This is a genomic window from Bhargavaea cecembensis (genome assembly GCF_000826125.2).
Classification (GTDB): Bacteria; Bacillota; Bacilli; order Bacillales_A; family Planococcaceae; genus Bhargavaea; species Bhargavaea cecembensis_B.
Genome location: NZ_LN651373.1, coordinates 1990969 through 2010092 on the forward strand (window position 1 = coordinate 1990969; position 19124 = coordinate 2010092).

The 19124-nt window shown below is 57.3% G+C and carries 16 protein-coding genes; 3 read left to right on the plus strand and 13 right to left on the minus strand.

Annotated features, from left to right (window positions below; translation table 11 throughout):
* Window positions 1–12 precede the first annotated feature (12 nt).
* From BN1189_RS15290 to BN1189_RS15310, 5 genes are all read right to left on the minus strand, one after another.
* Window positions 13–744: a 2-phosphosulfolactate phosphatase gene (locus BN1189_RS15290; RefSeq protein ID WP_040229208.1), complete on the minus strand. Its 732-nt coding sequence runs from the start codon at window positions 742–744 to the stop codon at window positions 13–15.
* Window positions 744–1796, minus strand: a complete 1053-nt coding sequence (locus BN1189_RS15295) for a phosphotransferase family protein (RefSeq protein ID WP_040229209.1) — start codon at window positions 1794–1796, stop codon at window positions 744–746. Before BN1189_RS15295 ends, BN1189_RS15290 begins: the two co-directional genes overlap by 1 nt.
* Window positions 1797–1883: 87 nt before the next feature.
* Window positions 1884–2453, minus strand: a complete 570-nt coding sequence (locus BN1189_RS15300; protein WP_040229210.1) for a TetR/AcrR family transcriptional regulator — start codon at window positions 2451–2453, stop codon at window positions 1884–1886.
* 106 nt (window positions 2454–2559) lie between these two features.
* Window positions 2560–3330, minus strand: coding sequence for an SDR family oxidoreductase (locus BN1189_RS15305; protein WP_040229212.1), 771 nt, complete (start codon window positions 3328–3330; stop codon window positions 2560–2562).
* Complete coding sequence (locus tag BN1189_RS15310) at window positions 3327–4556, minus strand: acyl-CoA dehydrogenase (RefSeq protein WP_040229213.1); 1230 nt, start codon at window positions 4554–4556, stop codon at window positions 3327–3329. Before BN1189_RS15310 ends, BN1189_RS15305 begins: the two co-directional genes overlap by 4 nt.
* A 227-nt stretch (window positions 4557–4783) precedes the next feature.
* Between BN1189_RS15310 and BN1189_RS15315 the strand changes: the two genes are divergently transcribed.
* The 3 genes from BN1189_RS15315 (at window position 4784) to BN1189_RS15325 (ending at window position 9145) form a co-directional block, all read left to right on the plus strand.
* The gene (locus BN1189_RS15315; RefSeq protein ID WP_040229214.1) at window positions 4784–5416 is read left to right on the plus strand and encodes a GNAT family N-acetyltransferase; all 633 of its coding nucleotides are present in this window, start codon (window positions 4784–4786) and stop codon (window positions 5414–5416) included.
* Window positions 5417–7334: 1918 nt separating this feature from the next.
* A complete protein-coding gene (locus tag BN1189_RS15320; protein WP_040229215.1) occupies window positions 7335–7982 on the plus strand; it encodes an acetoin utilization AcuB family protein in 648 nt (215 codons plus the stop codon).
* Window positions 7952–9145 (plus strand): acetoin utilization protein AcuC, encoded by a 1194-nt coding sequence (locus BN1189_RS15325; RefSeq protein ID WP_179860970.1) that lies wholly within the window; start codon window positions 7952–7954, stop codon window positions 9143–9145. Before BN1189_RS15320 ends, BN1189_RS15325 begins: the two co-directional genes overlap by 31 nt.
* 54 nt (window positions 9146–9199) lie before the next feature.
* Here BN1189_RS15325 and ccpA read toward each other — a convergent pair whose 3' ends face one another.
* The 8 genes from ccpA to BN1189_RS15365 form a co-directional block, all read right to left on the minus strand.
* Complete coding sequence (gene ccpA, locus BN1189_RS15330) at window positions 9200–10189, minus strand: catabolite control protein A (protein ID WP_040229216.1); 990 nt, start codon at window positions 10187–10189, stop codon at window positions 9200–9202.
* A gap of 302 nt (window positions 10190–10491) precedes the next feature.
* Window positions 10492–11577 carry a bifunctional 3-deoxy-7-phosphoheptulonate synthase/chorismate mutase gene (locus BN1189_RS15335; RefSeq protein ID WP_040229217.1) on the minus strand — a complete coding sequence of 362 codons (1086 nt, stop codon included), beginning with the start codon at window positions 11575–11577 and terminating at the stop codon, window positions 10492–10494.
* A 222-nt stretch (window positions 11578–11799) separates the two neighbouring features.
* Window positions 11800–12744 carry a YtxH domain-containing protein gene (locus BN1189_RS15340; RefSeq protein WP_052455909.1) on the minus strand — a complete coding sequence of 315 codons (945 nt, stop codon included), beginning with the start codon at window positions 12742–12744 and terminating at the stop codon, window positions 11800–11802.
* Between the two features lie 57 nt (window positions 12745–12801).
* Window positions 12802–13284 (minus strand): DUF948 domain-containing protein, encoded by a 483-nt coding sequence (locus tag BN1189_RS15345; protein ID WP_040229218.1) that lies wholly within the window; start codon window positions 13282–13284, stop codon window positions 12802–12804.
* 141 nt (window positions 13285–13425) lie between these two features.
* Window positions 13426–14739 carry a UDP-N-acetylmuramate--L-alanine ligase gene (murC, locus tag BN1189_RS15350; RefSeq protein WP_040229220.1) on the minus strand — a complete coding sequence of 438 codons (1314 nt, stop codon included), beginning with the start codon at window positions 14737–14739 and terminating at the stop codon, window positions 13426–13428.
* A 116-nt stretch (window positions 14740–14855) separates the two neighbouring features.
* Entirely contained in the window at window positions 14856–17522 is a 2667-nt protein-coding gene (locus tag BN1189_RS15355) for a DNA translocase FtsK (protein WP_257125430.1), read from the minus strand.
* Between the two features lie 147 nt (window positions 17523–17669).
* Window positions 17670–18275: a YtpR family tRNA-binding protein gene (ytpR, locus tag BN1189_RS15360; protein ID WP_040229221.1), complete on the minus strand. Its 606-nt coding sequence runs from the start codon at window positions 18273–18275 to the stop codon at window positions 17670–17672.
* A complete protein-coding gene (locus tag BN1189_RS15365; RefSeq protein WP_040229222.1) occupies window positions 18272–19087 on the minus strand; it encodes a DUF1444 domain-containing protein in 816 nt (271 codons plus the stop codon). The genes ytpR and BN1189_RS15365 overlap by 4 nt, the downstream gene beginning before the upstream one ends.
* Window positions 19088–19124: the final 37 nt, after the last annotated feature.

Consider the following 19124-nt stretch of genomic DNA (forward strand, 5'->3'; position numbering starts at 1 on the left):
CATCGTGTTTGATTAAATAATGACCTTTCCGTCTGAGAGATAGGGGGCCGCCGCCAGGACGCCCTCCCGCGCCGCGAAGCGCAGCTCGTCCTGCAGCCCGATGCCGGCCATTCCCTTGCCGACGGCAGACCGGCTGAACACCTTCTCCGCATTCCCCCGGTATGCTTCATAGAAAAGAACAGCCCCGGCCGCACTGTCCGGCAGATTCTGTCCGCCATTCCCGGCCAGCCGAAGCAGTTCCGAAATAAACAAGCCGGCGCCGAAGAAATCTTCCAGGCTGAAGCCGCCCCCTGACCCTGAACAGATCACGAGGATGGTTTCGCCTTCATATTCTGCGAAAACCTTTTCTGCGACGGCTCTCCCGTTCAGGAGCGAAGCCATCCAGACTTTCTTTGCATCCGATGCCTTTTTGATCGCGACCGTCCCGTTCGTCGTCGCCAGGAAAACCGGCCTTCCTTCCACCTGCTCGGACAACTGTCCGGGCAATGGATCGAGAAAACCGTCAATCGTCTTCCCCATATACTCGCCCGCCAGGCAACCGTTCTCGGTCCCGGCCGAACGCCCCCTCGCATCTTCTCCGTCCATGCACGGGATGACTTCCGCCGCGCCGGCTTCCAGACAGGCGGCGATTGTCGTCGTGGCGAGCAGGACATCAAGCACGACGGCCACATTCGTCTCATCCACCCGCCCCTCATCCAGTTCCTCTTTTTTCAGGATGAGCCGGACGTCCAACTCCCTTTCCATCAAGACTTAATCCCCTTTGATGCATGGCTGATCAAGTTTTCCACGAACTTTCCGAAATGGGCGAAGCGGGGATCATCGGTCTGTCCGTTTTTAAAGCGGAAGTAGATCTGCTGGCAGATCACGGCGAGCTTGAAATAAGCGAACGTCAAATAATAATCGATGTTGCTGACGTCACGTCCGCTCTTCTCGGCGTAGGCACTGATGAACTCCTTCCTCGTGTAAAAGCCGTCCAGAACGGTGACCGGCGGCTTTCCGAGCCCCTTTTTCAGCAACTCGGGATCATCCGCCTGAATCCAATAGCTCATGGCAGCCGCCACGTCCGCGAGCGGGTCTCCGACCGTCGTCATCTCCCAGTCGAACAATCCGGTCATTTCCCCGAAGTCCGGGGAGAACATCGCATTATTCAATTTGTAATCGTAATGGATGACGGCGGGCGCACCGGACGTTGGCACGTTTGCGGCCAAATAGTCCATCAGTTCAACGATTCCCGGCACTTCATCCGTCTTGGCCCGTTCGTAACGGCCGATCCATCCGTCCACCTGGCGCTTCATGAAGCCTTCCGGCCGTGCCATCTCCGCGAGTGCGGTCTTCCGGTAATCGATCCCGTGCAGCTCCGCAAGCTTGTCGACCATCAGCCGTGAGATTTTCTTTCCCAGATCAGGTGTGTATGGGATGTTTTCAGGAAAATCCGTGTCCAGCACGATGCCGGTTCTGCGCTCCATGATAAAAAACGGGCTTCCGATAATCGTTTCATCATCCGAAAAGACATACGGTTTCGGAGCGGGCTCAAACACGGGGTTCAGTGCGTTGAGGACGGCATATTCCCTCCCCATATCATGAGCTTTCGGTGCCACCGGTCCGAGCGGCGGACGCCTGAGCACCGCTTCCCATTCCCCGATTCGCAGCAAGTAAGTCAAATTGGAATGCCCTGCACTGAACTGCCGGATCTCCAGCTCTCCTTCCGGCGCTTCGGGCAGCCTGTCCCGGATAAACGATGTCAGCCTGCCGACATCGAGTTCTTCCCCCTGCCTGACAAGAATCGTCTCGCTCATATGATTGTTCCTCCTTAAAATACTGTCCGGTTGGTATGTTGAACTCAAAGCGCTGTTCCGCAGCGCTGTCCGCCTCTTACCCGTCTGTCAGTTCCGGGTTCGGATGCCGTCCAGAACGAGATCCGAATACAGCGCCGCCAGTTCGGCCGGCTTTACCTCACCTTCCGGGTGAAACCAGTTATAGCTGTAATTCGATATTCCAAGCACGGCGAATGCGACCATGTCGGCGCGCAGGCCGTCCTTGAACTCCCCGCTCTCCATCCCATTCCGGATAATCCCTTCGATGTTGAGCCGGAAACGGTCCCGCTCCTCTGTGATCATCCGGACATTCTCCTTGGCAAGATGGCGGATCTCCCGGAAGAAGACACGGCCGCTCGGCCCGTTCTTCCCGATATCCAGAATCAGCAGTTCAATCACTGCATGCAGTTTCCCCCTGTTTGAGAGGCGATCGTCGCCTAAGATTGCCTCCTGCCGCCTCAAAAGTTCAGAAATATACTCCAGGTGTATATCCATGAGAAGCTGTTCCTTGCTCTTGAAATAGTAATAGAACGTTCCTTTCGTGGCGCCGACCGCATCGGCGATATCCTGGATCGAAGTGGCGCTGAATCCTTTCTGCTCGAAAAGGGCGATGCTCGCTTCCGTAATTCTCTCTTTCATTTCACATTCTCCGTCCGTCTCTGATTATTTGACTGAATTTATATTATCACAAGACGGAATCCAGGCATCCGGCGCCTGAGGCGGACAGATGAATACGGTCTGCGTATCAGAAGGCATGCGCCCCGCCGTCGACGGTCAGGATATCGCCCGTGATGTAGTCCGAAGCAGGGGAGGCGAGAAACAGGGCCGCCCCTTTCAGGTCCGAATCGTTCCCCAGCCTTCCGAGAGGCGTGCTGTCCATGATGTAGTCCTTCCCGTGCTCAATCAGGACCTTGGACATCTTCGTCGGGAAGAACCCCGGCGCAATTGCATTGACGTTGATCTGGTGACGGCCCCATTTGACGGCCAGGTCCTTTGTAAAAGTCATGACCGCCCCTTTGCTCGTGTTGTAGCCGATCGTCTGCATAAACGGATGGGTCCCGCCGAACCCCGCGATCGAGGAGATGTTGATGATCTTTCCGCCTTTTTGCGCAATCATGACCTTGCCCGCTTCTTGGCTCATCAGGAAAGTGCCGGTCACGTTGACGTTGATCACTTTTTCCCAGGCTTCGACCGGCATTTCCTCAACCGGCGCCCCCCAGCTGGCCCCGCTGTTGTTGACGAGAATATCGATGCGGCCGAAGTGCTGCTTTGTTCCGTCCACGACCCTCTTGATTTGTTCCGGATCGGTCACATCGCACTGGAAGGCGAGAGAGTCAACCCCCATTCCCTTCAGTTTTGCACTCATGCTTTCGCAAGACTCCAAGTCCCGGGAGCACACGACAACGTTGGCGCCCGCTTCCGCATACGCCTCGGCAATCTGGGCACCGAGCCCCCGCCCCCCTCCGGTTACGATGGCTGTTTTCCCGTCCAGTTTAAACAGATCGAGTACACTCATTTTGCCGAACCTTCTTTCTCCCGGTATTTTTTCATTTCCAGTCTGCCGACCTGCTGTGAATGAACTTCATCCGGCCCGTCGGCGATCCGCAGGCTTCTCGCGCCCGCATACATTGAAGCCAGCGGGAAGTCTTCACTGACACCTGCACCGCCGAACGTCTGGATGGCGCGGTCAATCACTTTGGCCGCCATATTCGGTGCCACGACTTTGATCATGGCGATTTCAGCCTTCGCCTCCTTGTTGCCGACCGTGTCCATCATATGGGCCGCCTTCAGCGTCAAAAGCCTCGCCTGTTCGATCTCCATGCGCGATTCGGCAATCCATTGCAGAATGATTCCGTGATCGGCCAACTTCCGCCCGAACGTCTCGCGCTCCCCGGCCCTCCGGCACATCAGTTCAAGCGCACGTTCCGCCGCGCCGATCAGGCGCATGCAATGATGAATCCTGCCGGGGCCCAGCCTTCCCTGTGCGATGGCAAATCCTTTGCCTTCGCCCCAAATCATGTTTTCCGCAGGAACCCTGACATCGTTGAAACTGATTTCCGCATGTCCGTGCGGTGCATCATCATAGCCGAACACCGGCAGCATCCGCTCGACCGTCACGCCCTCTGCATCGGCAGGAACGAGGATCATCGACTGCTGTTCATGGCGGGGGCCGTCCGGATCGCTCTTCCCCATGAAAATGAACACCCCACAACGGGGATCCCCGGCACCCGAAGTCCACCATTTCCGTCCGTTCAACCTATACTCGTCCCCTTCACGACGGATGCTCGACCGGATGTTCGTTGCATCGCTTGAAGCCACATCGGGCTCCGTCATCGCGAATGCGGAGCGGATCTCCCCTTCCAAAAGCGGGATGAGCCATTTCTTCTTCTGTTCCTCCGAACCATACTTCGCCAGCACTTCCATGTTGCCGGTGTCCGGTGCATTACAGTTGAATACCTCCGGCGCGATGGGGGATCTTCCCATGATTTCGCAGAGAGGCGCGTATTCAAAGTTGGTCAGCCCCGCCCCGTATCGCTCATCCGGCAGAAACAGATTCCAGAGTCCCTGCGCTTTTGCTTCTTTCTTGAGCTCTTCGATGATCGGAGGGACTGACGACCATCTGTCCGGCTGTGCGGCCAGCTGTTGACGGTATACTTCTTCGTTCGGATAAATCCGCTCGTCCATGAAACGGGTCAGGCGTTCTTGCATCTCTTTCACTTTTTCCGAAAATATGAATTCCATTTCTCTACGCCCTTTCATACTAACCGGTTGGTATGTTTAGAATATTACATCTCCTATTGCCCGTCAACCGGAAGATTGCCCGTCACGGCGAACGGGAAAACAAGGATTGACCCAAATTGATGCATGCCGGATCACGATCCGGTCACAAAAATAGGAATATTCGCTCCCCGGGTAAGAACGCTTTCATGTATAATCTGAGATAGCCACTACAATGAGGCGGTGACAATTTGGAACATGTAAAAACGTACTATTCGATGGAACTGGCACACCCCTCGGGCGACCTGGTCATCGAAGGACCGGTGACTCCCGAAAAGCTGGAGTCCCTTCATTTCCACGAGGACCTGATTGCTTTCAGGCAGCCCGAACAGCAGCACAAGGCGATTGTCGGGATTGCCAAGCTTCCGGAAGGCCGGATTCTGATCGCCCGGCACGAAGATACGATTGCCGGTTATGTGACTTTCCTTTATCCCGATCCTCTGGAACGATGGTCGGAAGGCAAGATGGACAACCTGATCGAACTCGGCGCCATTGAAGTCATCCCCGCTTTCCGCGGAGGCGGCGTCGGCAAAAAACTTTTGGAAGTGTCCATGATGGACGACCAAATGGAAGACTACATCATCATCACGACCGAATATTACTGGCATTGGGACTTGAAAGGCACCAAACTGAACGTCTGGGAATACCGGAAAGTGATGGAGAAGATGATGAATGCCGGCGGTCTTGAATACTACGCAACGGACGATCCTGAGATCAGCTCCCACCCCGCCAACTGCCTCATGGCCAGAATCGGCAGCCGCGTCGACCAAGAATCCATCCAACAATTCGACCAACTCCGCTTCATGAACAGATTTATGTATTAACTCTAAAGCGGAGCGGGCCGCCTAGACCCGACAGGCATAAGGCGCGTTGCAGAGTGAAGCCTGCTTCGCGGCGCAACGTGACTTATGACCCCGAGGGTCTGGCCCGCGCAGCTGGATGACCCTAAAGCGGAGCGGGCCGCCTAGACCCGACAGGCATAAGGCGCGTTGCAGAGTGAAGCCTGCTTCGCGGCGCAACGTGACTTATGACCCCGAGGGTCTGGCCCGCGCAGCTGGATGACCCTAAAGCGGAGCGGGCCGCCTAGACCCGACAGGCATAAGGCGCGTTGCAGAGTGAAGCCTGCTTCGCGGCGCAACGTGACTTATGACCCCGAGGGTCTGGCCCGCGCAGCTGGATGACCCTAAAGCGGAGCGGGCCGCCTAGACCCGACAGGCATAAGGCGCGTTGCAGAGTGAAGCCTGCTTCGCGGCGCAACGTGACTTATGACCCCGAGGGTCTGGCCCGCGCAGCTGGATGACCCTAAAGCGGAGCGGGCCGCCTAGACCCGACAGGCATAAGGCGCGTTGCAGAGTGAAGCCTGCTTCGCGGCGCAACGTGACTTATGACCCCGAGGGTCTGGCCCGCGCAGCTGGATGACCCTAAAGCGGAGCGGGCCGCCTAGACCCGACAGGCATAAGGCGCGTTGCAGAGTGAAGCCTGCTTCGCGGCGCAACGTGACTTATGACCCCGAGGGTCTGGCCCGCGCAGCTGGATGACCCTAAAGCGGAGCGGGCCGCCTAGACCCGACAGGCATAAGGCGCGTTGCAGAGTGAAGCCTGCTTCGCGGCGCAACGTGACTTATGACCCCGAGGGTCTGGCCCGCGCAGCTGGATGACCCTAAAGCGGAGCGGGCCGCCTAGACCCGACAGGCATAAGGCGCGTTGCAGAGTGAAGCCTGCTTCGCGGCGCAACGTGACTTATGACCCCGAGGGTCTGGCCCGCGCAGCTGGATGACCCTAAAGCGGAGCGGGCCGCCTAGACCCGACAGGCATAAGGCGCGTTGCAGAGTGAAGCCTGCTTCGCGGCGCAACGTGACTTATGACCCCGAGGGTCTGGCCCGCGCAGCTGGATGACCCTAAAGCGGAGCGGGCCGCCTAGACCCGACAGGCATAAGGCGCGTTGCAGAGTGAAGCCTGCTTCGCGGCGCAACGTGACTTATGACCCCGAGGGTCTGGCCCGCGCAGCTGGATGACCCTAAAGCGGAGCGGGCCGCCTAGACCCGACAGGCATAAGGCGCGTTGCAGAGTGAAGCCTGCTTCGCGGCGCAACGTGACTTATGACCCCGAGGGTCTGGCCCGCGCAGCTGGATGACCCTAAAGCGGAGCGGGCCGTAATAAGGGAAGCCAGCCTAAGAGCGCCGCTTAGGCGGCAATGGCTGGCTGACCCGCTTTTAGCGGGCCTCCGACAGGCATAAGACAGCCGGCGGAGCGAAGCCTGCTTCGCAGAGCCGGATGACTTATGACCCCGAGGGTCTGGCCCGCGCAGCTGGATGGACCCAAAAGCGGAGGGCGGCGGGTCAGGGGCGACAGGCGTAAGACGGTCTGCAAAGCGAGGCCTGCCTCGCGGAGCAGAACGGCTTACGACCCCGAGCCCCTGTTGCCCAACGCTTTGCTTTTGGGCACAAAAAACATTGCCGCCCGCAGCTGGATGTTGCAAAAGCGGAGCGGGCCGTAATAAGGGAAGCCAGCCTAAGAGCGCCGCTTAGGCGGCAATGGCTGGCTGACCCGCTTTTAGCGGGCCTCCGACAGGCATAAGACAGCCGGCGTCGCGAAGCCTGCTTCGCAGAGCCGGATGACTTATGACCCCGAGGGTCTGGCCCGCGCAGCTGGATGACCCTAAAGCGGAGGGCGGCGGGTCAGGGGCGACAGGCGTAAGACGGCAGGACATCAGAAATCGAATCCGAAAAAGGGAGTGAGTGCATTGATCCTGGAAGAGATCATGTCAAAAGAGGTCTACACCCTGAAACAGGAAAACTCCATCAAGGATGCGCTCCGGCTCATGGAGGACAAAAAGATCCGCCATCTGCCGATCGTGACAGACGACGGAGCGGTGTCGGGGCTGGTGACGGACCGGGATATCAAGCAGGCGGTCCCGTCCACCCTGATCGGCAAGCAGGATTCCGGTCTATATGACACTCCCCTTTCAGAAATCATGACAAGGGACCCGATGGTCGGGCATCCGCTTGACTTTGTCGAAGATGCGGCGGTGCTGTTTTATGAGAATGAGTTCGGCTGCCTCCCCGTCGTATCAGGCGGGCGGCTCGTCGGGATCATCACGGAGACGGACCTGCTTTATACATACATCGAGCTGACCGGGGCGAGCCAGCCCGGTTCGCAGATGGAGGTCCGGGTGCCGGACGTGGCAGGAGTGCTGTTCGGCGTATCGAAAGTGTTCTACCGGCATAACTCGAACGTCCTGAGCGTGCTCGTCTATCCCGACAAAGACAGTTCCACCCATAAGATTCTCGTCATCCGGGTCAAGACGATGAACCCGCTCCCGATCATCGAAGATCTGCGCAAGGAAGGATATGAAGTGCTATGGCCGAACGTACCTGGGATCGACCGATAAAGAGAGCCGCATTCGTCTATTCGGACGGCCAGCTCGACTATAAGTTCTCCGATACCCATCCCTTCAATCAAAAGCGGCTTGTCCTGACTGCGGATCTTCTAAAGAGCATCGGGGCCCTCCCCGATTCCGCATTGGTCCGCCCCCGGATGGCCTCCGATGAAGAACTCGCCCTCATTCACGACGAGCGGTACATCGAAGTCGTCAAGAAAGCGGGACGCGGGGAGATCCCCCAGGACGTTGCCGAAAACTACGGAATCGGCACGGAAGACACCCCGATTTTCCCCGACATGCACGAAGCGAGCGCCATGCTCGTCGGGGGGACGCTGACCGCTGTCGATGAAGTGATGGAGGGCCGTGCGAGGCATGCGCTGAATCTCGGCGGGGGGCTTCATCACGGGTTCCGCGGAAAGGCTTCCGGCTTTTGCGTTTATAACGACAGCTCAGTCGCCATCCGGTATATGCAGCAAAAATACGGGGCCCGTGTGCTTTATATCGACACCGACGCCCATCACGGCGACGGAGTGCAATGGAGCTTTTATGACGATCCGGACGTCTGCACGGTTTCCATCCATGAGACGGGCCGCTACCTGTTCCCGGGGACCGGTGCAATTACGGAGAGGGGCAGCGGGAAAGGATACGGGTTCTCGTTCAATTTTCCGATTGACGCATTCACAGAGGATGAGTCGTTCCTGGATATTTACAGAACGGGCGTGACGGAGATCGCGGAGTTTTTCAAGCCGGATGTCATTCTCACCCAGAACGGGGCGGATGCCCATTACTTCGATCCCCTCACCCACCTGTACAGCACGATGAAGACGTACCGCGAAATCCCGAAGCTGGCACAGGAGCTGGCAGAGAAATACTGCGACGGCCGCTGGATCGCCGTCGGCGGAGGCGGCTATGACATCTGGCGGGTCGTTCCGCGTGCCTGGTCGCTCATCTGGCTGACGATGAGTGGAATCGAGCAGCCGGCCGGGCCGCTGCCGCAGGACTGGCTCGACCTGTACGGGCCGCAGTCGCCTGTCCCGCTCATGCCTGACTGGGATGATCCGGATCCGCTTTATGAGCCGATCCCCAGGAAGGCGGAGATCACGGAGAAGAACCGGCACATGCTGGACAAGGCACTCCATCTGATCCGCAGCGAACAGGAAAACAGAGGATGAAAAACGGCCCGGAAGGCGATGGTTCGCCTTCCGGGCCGTTCTCTGTCCGTGCTGTCATTTTGCCGATTCCCGTTCTTCTATCCGGTGCGGAAGAACGACGGTCGGATCTTCGATTTCTTCATTGCTCATATACTTCGTCAGAAGGCGCATGGATACCGCGCCGATGTCGTAAAGCGGAATGACCACGGAAGTCAGACGCGGTCTGACCATCCGGGCGAGCTTCGTGTTTTCAAAGCCGATGACATCCACGTCCCCCGGAACCGAAAGACCGGCATCCAGCACTCCGTGGATGACGCCGATCGCCAGCTCGTCGCTGCCCGCAAATACACCGTCCGGCCTGCGGTCGGTCGCATGCCATGCCTCGAGCGCCGCATCGTAAGAATCATCGATCTCGAAGATGAGCTCCTCATCAACCGGTATTCCCGCCTCCTTCAGCGCATCTTTGTACCCCTCCAGGAGGAAGTCACGGTTGATTACTGTATCGAACGGGCCGGAGACGAAGGCCACTTCCTTGTCCCGGTTGCCGATCAGGCGCGAAACCGCCTCGCGTGCGGCCCCCCGGTAATCGATGTTGACGGACGGGATCTTGCCTTCCGGATCGATGGTGCCCGCCAGGACGACCGGTACGGATGACCGGCTGATCTCCTCGCGAAGTGCCGGCGTGATCGAGTCGCTCATCATGACAATCCCGTCAACCTGCTTGCCGAGCATCGTTTCCAGAAGACGGATTTCCTTGTCTTCATTCTGGTCGGAGTTCGACAGGATGATGTTGTACTCATACATGGTCGCAATGTCCTCGATGCCCCGCGCCAACTCCGCATAGAAGCCTTTCGAGATGTCGGGGATGATGACGCCCACAGTGGTCGTCTTCTTGCTGGCCAGCCCTCTGGCCACCGCGTTTGGACGGTAACCGAGACGTTCAATCGCTTCTTTCACCTTTTTCCGGGTGGCCGGCTTGACGTTCGGATTTCCGTTGACGACGCGCGAGACGGTCGCCATGGAAACGTTCGCCTCCCGGGCCACGTCGTAAATCGTTACAGTCATATCGATGATCCCTCCGATGAAAACACTTCGTTTGTTTTCATTTTACGCTAAGTTTGCCCCAACTCAAAGCCTTACAGCAAAAACAGTCCCATTCGGGTGCGCCCTTTCTCCGCTGCGGCTGATAAAGATAAGGCTTCCCGGGATAAAGATAACGCTTCAGCCGATATAGATAACGCTCGCCGGGATAAAGATAACGTTCCGGCCAATAAAGATAACGCTTCATGGCCAGTGGCCACCCCGCTCCCTGTGCATGCGCTCTCGGGATGCAAAAAAGCCGGAACGTTGAAGTTCCGGCTTTCGGGTCACACGAGGATCGCGTGGGATTTCATGAATTTCTGAAGTTCGCTGTAGAACTCGTCGAACTGTTCGAGGTTCATCTGCTGCTGGGCATCGGAGAGGGCCACGGCCGGATCCGGATGCACTTCCGCCATGACACCGTCGGCTCCGACTGCAATCGCGGCCTTGGCCGTCGGGAGCAGCAGGTCGCGGCGCCCGGTCGAGTGGGTGACGTCGACGAAGACCGGCAGATGCGTCTCCTGCTTGAGGATCGGCACGGCAGAGATGTCAAGCGTGTTCCGGGTTGCCCGCTCGTATGTGCGGATTCCCCGCTCGCAGAGCATGATCTGGTCGTTCCCCTGCGAGATGATGTATTCGGCAGCATTGATGAATTCATCGATCGTCGCAGCGAGCCCGCGCTTCAGAAGAACCGGCTTGCGGACCGACCCGGCCGCCTTCAGAAGTTCGAAGTTCTGCATATTGCGGGCGCCGATCTGGATGACGTCCACATAGTCGAGCGCCTCTTCGAGATGTCCGGGGGTGACGATTTCCGATACGACCGCGAGACCGTTTTCTTTCGCCGCCCGGCTGAGGATCTTCAGGCCTTCGAGGCCGAGTCCCTGGAAGTCGTAAGGAGACGTGCGGGGCTTGTAGGCGCCGCCGCGGATCAGCTTCTGGCCTTTTGCGGCGACGGCTTTTGCCACCGTCGACACTTGCTCATAGGATTCGACGGCGCAAGGCCCGAAGATGAATGTCGGGATATCCTGCCCGATCTTCTCGCCGTTCACTTCGACGACCGTGTCTTCCTTCTTCTTTTTCCGGGAAACGAGGAGTGCCTTCCGCTGATCCTCCTCCTGTTGTTCAAGTGCAGTTTTGAAGATTTCCTTGAAAATATGTTCAACGGTCGATTGAGGCACCGGGCCGTGATTGAAGTCCTTAAGCAAATTGAGCATATGCCGTTCACGGAGAGGGTCATATCGGTTGACACCCTGCTTTTCCTTTACCTTGCCGATTTCCTGGACCACTTCCGCCCGTTCATTGATGAGACGAAGAATTTCCAGGTTCAGCTCATCCACTTTGCCGCGCAGGCTTTCCAACTCATTCAGGCTCATTCCCGTATCCCCTCTCTGTTATCAGTTTCCTACCCTCATCCGGCATTCGGTGCCGGCGGGTATAATGAACCCATTATAGTGGAGTATGCCTCATTTTGTCACGCAATATTTGCTGAAAAGTTACACTTTATTTTTGTAAACGTTTTCAACTTTCAAAAAGAACCGCCCCATATCAAGGCAAAAGCCCGGAAAGGCGGTGAGGCCATTCCGGGCTTTTGGGAATCACGTATTTTTATTGTCTTTTTTGTCGTTTTCAATCTTGGAGATGTGGTTCATGCCCATCACTTTGTTGTCACCTTTGTTCTCCGAGTTGTCATACCCGTACGGAGAGTTTCCGGACTTCTGGTCTTTCAGCTCGGATGCATTGTCCGAACCCGACTTCCCGGATTTTTGGCTGTTCGACCCTGAGTTGCCGCCTGATTTTCCTGATCCGGAATTGGACTTCCCGGATTCCGAACCTGAACCAGAGCCGGAGCCTTTTTTCTCTGCCATGTCTTGCGCTTGCTGTTTCTTCTCGTCCACCGCATCTTTCATCGCCTCGGCGGCAGAGTTCACCTTATCTTTGCCCGTGTCGATCGCATCCTGGACTTTCTCGGCGACCGTATCGATGAATTCAATCGGCTCCTCTCCTTCGGAAGAGGCCGTGCCGTCGTCCATCGGGGCGCTCTGGCCTTTCTTCATCGACTTGACCTTGTCGACCATCTGGCCGGCCTGGCCCTGGATCGTCTTCGTGAGGTCACCTGTCTTTTCCTGTGCCGTTTTCGTCAGGTCTGCCGCTTTGTCTTTGGCGACAGAGGAAAGTTCGATGCCTTTTTCTTTCAGGTTGCCCGCCTGCGTGGTGACATCTCCGCGGAGTTCCTTGCCGGATTTCGGTGCAAGGAGGAGGGCAGCGGCTGCGCCGATCAGGCCCCCGATGATGGCGCCGGTCAGGAAACCGCCGCCTCCTTCTTCTTCGCGGTCCTGATTATAGAACGTATCGGCATAGTCGTTGCGGTAACGATAATCGTATTCGTTCGGACTGTACATATCGTAAGTGCCGCTGTGTTGTGCGTCATAGTGGTTGCTGTCAAAGTTGCCGTTCGGGCCGGAGCCGGTGTTGCCCTCGTAGAGGTCCTTGTTATACTGCGGGTCATTGTAGTTCGGTTTCAGCTGGCGGTCTTCATTCATTTCGGTTTCCTCCTTTTGATGCTGTTAAGTTTTTGGGGTGGTGCCTGTCCGGACGGATTATTGGGCGCCCGGTCCCGGAAGGCGCTTCTGACCGGGAACGGTATACTCGGTCCAGCCGTCGCTGCCGGCGCCTTTTCTTTCCTTCCACTTGTCGCGGATGCCCATGACAACGTTGCTCCACTGCACGACCTGGGCAATCTTGTCCTCGTTGCGCTCGACTTCCGCAGAGACGGAGGAAGTGATCCGGCGGACCGAGGAGTTCAGGTTTCCGAATGACTCACCCACGCCCTGCACGGCCTGAACGACCGTGTTGAGCTTTTCGCTCTTTTCCTGGATATCCTCCGCAAGCAAGTTCGTTTTATGCAAGAGTTCAGTCGACTCTTTCGTCAGGCCCTGCAGCTGTCCTTCGAGCCCGTCCACTGTTTCTGCCACACTGTTCAGCGTCTTCTTGAGCGAGCCCAGGGTCATGGCAAGGGCGATGCATAAGATCAGGAAAGCGACGGCTGCCACAATCGCCGCGATGTACAAAAGATTCTCCATGCCTTTTCCTCCTATCATGTAATGCGCTTATCATATTAACGTTGTACCCCTGCCCACAGCGGGATAAACGCTCCTCGGTACCTATTCGACACCCGATCCCCCGACTCCTTCAAAGAAAAAAAGACAGCCGGCAAAAGCTGCTCAGGCTGTCTTTCCTTCCTTGACAAGTGAAGTGAATGCTTTCTCGTATTTCTGTACGTCTCCCGCTCCCATGAAAAGAAGCACGGCATCATCGTGTTCCAGCAGCCGTTCTACATCGCCGACTGAAAGGATCCGGCTTCCCTCGATCTTCGAAGACAGATCATCGATGGTCAGATCGCCGTTCTGCTCTCTTGCCGATCCGAAGATTTCACAGAGGTAGACCTGGTCGGCCTCCCCCAGGCTTTCGGCAAACTCTTCGAGGAACTTGGCCGTTCTTGTGAAGGTGTGCGGCTGGAAGATCGCCACGATTTCACGGCCGGGATACTTTTGGCGCGCAGATTGCAGCGTCGCGCGGATCTCTGTCGGGTGATGGGCGTAATCGTCGATGATGACCCGCTCCCCCACCTTCGTTTCCGTGAACCGGCGTTTTACGCCGCCGAACGTGTCGAGCCTTTCCTGGATGATCTCAGCCGGAATGTCCTCGTAATGGCAGAGGGAAATGACCGACAGAGCGTTCAGGACTGCGTGGTCGCCGGTCTGCGGAACATGGAAAGTGTAATACGACTCGTTCCGCACGCGGACGTCAAATGTCGTACCCGATTCAGTACGCCGGAGATTATGGGCGACGAAGTCATTTTCGGCAGAAAACCCGTAGTAGATCACAGGAACACTTGCCTGGATCCGCTGGAGCTGATCATCGTCCCCGCAGGCGATCAGGCATTTCTTCACCTTCCAGGCCATCTCCTGGAAAGCGTCGAACACATCATCCACGTCTGCAAAATAGTCGGGGTGGTCAAAGTCGATATTCGTCATGATGGCATAGTCAGGGTCATAGGCGAGGAAATGGCGCTTGTATTCGCAAGCCTCCAGGACGAAGTACCGTCCGTCGGGATCGCCTTTTCCGGTGCCGTCCCCGATCAGATAGGTCGTCGGTCCGTATCCCGCCAGCACATGGGCCAACAGTCCGGTCGTGGACGTCTTGCCGTGCGAGCCGGTCACCGCCACCGAGATGAATTGATCCATATAGTCCCCGAGGAACTCATGATAGCGGATGACTTCAAGTCCGAGCTCCCTTGCCCTTACGAGTTCGGGGTGCTCATCCGGAAAAGCATTTCCCGCGATGACGGTCAGCCCTTCATGGATATTTTCTGCACTGAACGGCAAGATGAGGATGCCTCGCTCTTTCAGCGGCTCCTCGGTGAAGAAATATTTTTCAACGTCCGACCCCTGGACCTTTTTTCCGGTGTCGTGAAGAATCTGGGCTAGCGAACTCATTCCCGATCCCTTGATGCCGGTAAAGTGGAAAACTGTCATTGTGAAACCTCCCGGGATGTGAATGATCCCTCATTGCAGCCGAATTAGGCGCAATCCATTATATCATCAAAGCGATGCACGCCGAAAAGCGTATTTCCTGTATTTTTTCCATCCGTTCATATCGTATGCGCCGGACCATCCTGCGGTTCGGCCGTCCCGTCAGAAGCCGTCAGGTAGACGTCCCGGGGCTTGCTTCCTTTCTGGGGAGAGACATAGCCCCTGGCCTCCAGCATGTCGATGAGCCGTGCCGCCCGGTTGTATCCGATGCTGAACTTCCGCTGGAGCATGGACGTGGAGGCACTTCCGGCGTCCGCGATGAACGAGCAGGCTTCCGCAAAAAGTGGATCCTCCGCTTCATGCGCTTCGGTCTCACGGAGAAGCTCTTCCTGATGGAACAGATATTCCGGCTCGCCGGACCGCCGGACAAAGTCCGTCACCCGTTCGATCTCATCATCGGTGACGAACGTGCCCTGCAGCCGGGCAGGTGCCGGCATCCCGTTTCCGAGATACAGCATATCCCCTTTCCCGAGAAGGCGCTCGGCTCCCGGGACGTCAATAATCGTCCGTGAATCCACTTGGGAAGAGACGGAGAAGGCGATCCTCGCGGGGATATTGGCCTTGATGAGTCCCGTGATCACGTCTACGGACGGTCGCTGCGTCGCGATGATCAGGTGAATGCCGCAGGCCCTTGCCTTCTGGGCGATCCTGCAGACCGATTCCTCGACTTCCGCAGGGGCAACCATCATCAGATCTGCCAATTCGTCGATGACGATCAGCAAATAAGGCAGTTTCCGGCTGAATTCCCTGTGCTCGTCCGCCTTGCGGTTGAACCGCGTGATGTCTCTCACGCCGGCGTGCGCAAACAGCTCATAGCGCCGCTCCATTTCCTCCACCGCCCACTTCAGTGCGGCGTTTGCCGCTTTCACGTCGGTGATCACCGGACTCACAAGATGCGGAATCCGGTTGTACGGTGCAAGTTCAACCATTTTCGGGTCGATCAGCAACAGCCGGAGCTCATCCGGGGACGCCTTGTACAGCAGGCTTGTCAGGATCGAATTGATGCAGACCGATTTCCCGGACCCTGTGGCGCCCGCTATCAGTCCATGCGGCATCTTCCTCAAATCAACCGTCGCCGGACGGCCTGCCAGGTCAAGGCCGAGCGCCGCTTCAAGCGGCGAATCGGATTCATTGAAAGCCGGCGAGCCGATCAGCTCGGAAATACGGACAGGCCTTGAGATCCGGTTCGGAATTTCAATGCCGATCGAGCTTTTGCCTGGGATCGGAGCTTGGATCCGGATATCCCGGGCCGCCAGCGCCAACTTCAGATCATCCTGCAGGTTGCGGATTTTGCTGACTTTCGTGCCGTGGCCGACCGTCAGCTCAAACCGGGTCACGGAAGGTCCCTGGACGATATCAATTACCTTGGCCTTGATCGCGAAATAGGACAGCGCCTCTTCAAGAGTCGCCGCCTGCGCCTCCATCCATTCCGTATCCTCCCCTTTTTCCTCGGGAGGATCCAGGAAGTCAAGACCCGGCGGCATGTAATACGGAGGTGCTTCTTCCGGTTCGGCCACGGCCGGTTCGGGCACGGGGTCTTTCTCCGGTTCCATTGCCGGAGAGGCGGCTTCCGCCTGTTCCTGACTCAGCGCCTCATCCCCGGACTCCCGGCTGGCACGAGGCCCGTGCCGAAGTTTTTTCATCTGCTCCATCTTTTGCAGCCGCTCTTTATCTGTTTTCAGCATGACGACATTGAACGGCGAACCGGTTTTTCTCGGAAGGGCCGTCTTTTCCGCCGCTTCTGTTTCTTCAACCGGACCCTGTTCAATTGCAAAATCCTCTTCTGAGTCATGTTGGCGCACGGTGGCTTCAGGTTTTTCTGCCATGTCAGGACTTACGGCCGGTTCATCTGCAGGGCTATCCGGCTTGAGAATCTCGCCTGGAATCTCCTTTAAATCCTGACCGGAGTCCGGTGTTTCTCCCGGTACATCTTCCGTTCCTTCAGTCCTAAGGATCTCATTGTCCTCGCGGGCTTCCGGTGCGGCCGTTGCTTCCGCGGCGGCAAAGTCTTCCCGGGCTGCAGTTTCACTTCGTGCCGGTTCCTGGGCCGGAAGGGAAGCCGCGGGGAGTCCCATGACTTTTTTCCATGCATCTTCCTCAGTCCGTGACTCTTCCGGCCGTTCCTCCCTTTCCCTGAGGCGCCCGGCAAGCTCGGTTTCTGGAGAGCTCACCGGTTCGGGATCAGGTCTGCGGACGGCATCGGCCGGTCGTTTGCCGAATCCGTAGACCGGCGAAGGGATCTCCGACGGTTTAAACCCCCTTGTCCTGACGGGCGGTTTCGGCCGCTCGTCAACCAGCCGGCGGGGCCGTGGAAGGCCGGTTTCGGCACCGGACCTCCCCGGAAGGGAGCCTTCCGTGCCGTCCTGCCAATCCGCAAGCGTCTCCCGGGAACCGCTCCCTCTCAGCGAGGAGGCCGATTCCGGCATGCCGGCACGGAATCTGATCCGGTCCGTATCCGTGGCATGGAATGCCCCGCTTTCAATCCGTCCGCGCAGGGCGGCCCGGAGACCGGGCGGCTCATCGGAAGCAACGGGGTCAATCCCCTGTTCCGGGCCCTCTTCATAAACCTCCGCTTCTTCGTCGGAAATCAGCGGGAATCTGAATTTGCCCCTTCTTTTGGACGGGGCCGGTTCGTTTGCATCATTTTCTATGTATGTGTTTCGCTCATTCTCTTCGTATTCAGGCTCGTCGCCGAGCTTTTTGAACAGCCGTTTAAACCAGCTCAAGAACATCACTCTCTCCAATTCAATCACTTTATTTTATCAGCCCAGCAGGAAGGAATCAAACGGACCCTCGAAAACGGCTTGAATCGGACGGTTTATTTTGCTTTGGACAACAGAAAACGGCCCGTCGCGACGGACCGCTGAAAAACTTTAAAATTGGAATGCCGCGCCCGGAGATTGTTCGCCTTCCAGGACGAGAATGCCTTTTTCCTTTGGCGCATCGGGCAGATCAAGTTCTTTTGCGGAACAGATCATGCCGGACGACGGAACGCCGCGGAGTTCCGCGTCCTTGATGATCATCCCCGACGGCATGACGGCACCCGGCTTGGCCACGACGACATGCTGGCCTTCCGCCACGTTCGGAGCGCCGCAGACGATCTGAAGCGTCCTGTCCCCGACATCCACTTGGCAGATGCTCAGTTTGTCGGCATTCGGATGCTTTTCCTTCGTCTTAACGAATCCGACGACGAATTTCGGAGACAGGTCGATGTCAAAATCGAATGACGTGCCGTTTTGTTCGAATGCTTCCCTGAGCGTCGAGACGAGCGCTTCGTCCGTCTCGAGTCGGCCGTCCTCCCGGGGACCGATATATTCGGAAGCCCCAAACAGGTTGAAGCCTGCAGCTTCACCGATCTCCGCATCAAGGATCAGCGTGACATCACCGTGCGTTTCTGTCCGGATCTCGGCCGGGGCTGCCGGCACGAGCTGGGCGAGCAGGACATCGCCGACGCCTGCCCGGTTGTAGAATACATTCATTCTTTCTCTTCCTTTCCGACCGGCCGGTTCTTCGCCAGGATGAAGATCGGCTCAAGTTCTCCGTTTTCGTAGATGAATGAAAGAGAGGTGACCGGCACCGTCCCGACGGTGAAGTAATGCATCGTCATCTGTGCGAGCACGTCATACCCTGTCTCATTCCGGATGTCCCCGATGATGAGCACGTCCTGATGAGGGACGGAAACGGTCATATCGCCTTCGATCTGCTTCTCCATCTCCTTCAGGAACGGCTCGTTCAGGATCCGGCTTGCATCGTATCCGTCATTGTTGTTGACGAAATAAAACACGTTCCCGGCCACTTCGTCTTTCTTTACGCCCGTCGGCAGCTGACGGACCCGGAACCGGGCCGCCTCCTTCAGCGCCTTCTCCGCCATGCCGAGGCCGTCCAGCATCGATTCGTCGATGAGCCGGTATGTCGTGCCGAGGTCAAGTGCATAGTAGATCCTCGTCTCCGCCGTATGGTCGCTCATGACGAAGCGGTTCCCGTCCTTGGATGCTTCAGGGAACGAAGTCGAGCGGATGACCGGATAGATCCGGTCCGAGGCATCGAAACCTTCCTCCGCCTCCCGCTCCATCGCGGAGAACGTTTCATCGATCGTGTACACCGCTTCGTCGATCGCCTTATCTTTTTTGGCTTCGTATTTGGCAAGCAGCGGGGACAGGCTCAGTTCCATCCCTTTGCCGAGCGCCTTGTTCGTCATCCGGAGCCGGTTGTTCTGCCGGTCAAAGTCCCATTCGAAACGATCGGCGCCGAGCCGCTCCTTCAGCATATTCACCAGTTGGGATGCGTTCATCCGATCAACTCCTTCCCGGCCTGCCGATCAGGCAGAT

Bases quoted from the DNA above. Each gene is read 5' to 3' on its own strand.
- ccpA (WP_040229216.1), bottom strand. From the start codon at position 10,189: ATGACTGTAACGATTTACGACGTGGCCCGGGAGGCGAACGTTTCCATG.
- BN1189_RS15365 (WP_040229222.1), bottom strand. From the start codon at position 19,087: ATGAACGCATCCCAACTGGTGAATATGCTGAAGGAGCGGCTCGGCGCC.
- BN1189_RS15305 (WP_040229212.1), bottom strand. From the start codon at position 3,330: ATGAGTGTACTCGATCTGTTTAAACTGGACGGGAAAACAGCCATCGTA.
- BN1189_RS15300 (WP_040229210.1), bottom strand. From the start codon at position 2,453: ATGAAAGAGAGAATTACGGAAGCGAGCATCGCCCTTTTCGAGCAGAAA.
- ytpR (WP_040229221.1), bottom strand. From the start codon at position 18,275: ATGAATGTATTCTACAACCGGGCAGGCGTCGGCGATGTCCTGCTCGCC.
- BN1189_RS15290 (WP_040229208.1), bottom strand. From the start codon at position 744: ATGGAAAGGGAGTTGGACGTCCGGCTCATCCTGAAAAAAGAGGAACTG.
- BN1189_RS15295 (WP_040229209.1), bottom strand. From the start codon at position 1,796: ATGAGCGAGACGATTCTTGTCAGGCAGGGGGAAGAACTCGATGTCGGC.
- murC (WP_040229220.1), bottom strand. From the start codon at position 14,739: ATGACAGTTTTCCACTTTACCGGCATCAAGGGATCGGGAATGAGTTCG.
- BN1189_RS15335 (WP_040229217.1), bottom strand. From the start codon at position 11,577: ATGAGCCTGAATGAGTTGGAAAGCCTGCGCGGCAAAGTGGATGAGCTG.
- BN1189_RS15325 (WP_179860970.1), top strand. From the start codon at position 7,952: ATGGCCGAACGTACCTGGGATCGACCGATAAAGAGAGCCGCATTCGTC.
- BN1189_RS15310 (WP_040229213.1), bottom strand. From the start codon at position 4,556: ATGGAATTCATATTTTCGGAAAAAGTGAAAGAGATGCAAGAACGCCTG.
- BN1189_RS15345 (WP_040229218.1), bottom strand. From the start codon at position 13,284: ATGGAGAATCTTTTGTACATCGCGGCGATTGTGGCAGCCGTCGCTTTC.
- BN1189_RS15340 (WP_052455909.1), bottom strand. From the start codon at position 12,744: ATGAATGAAGACCGCCAGCTGAAACCGAACTACAATGACCCGCAGTAT.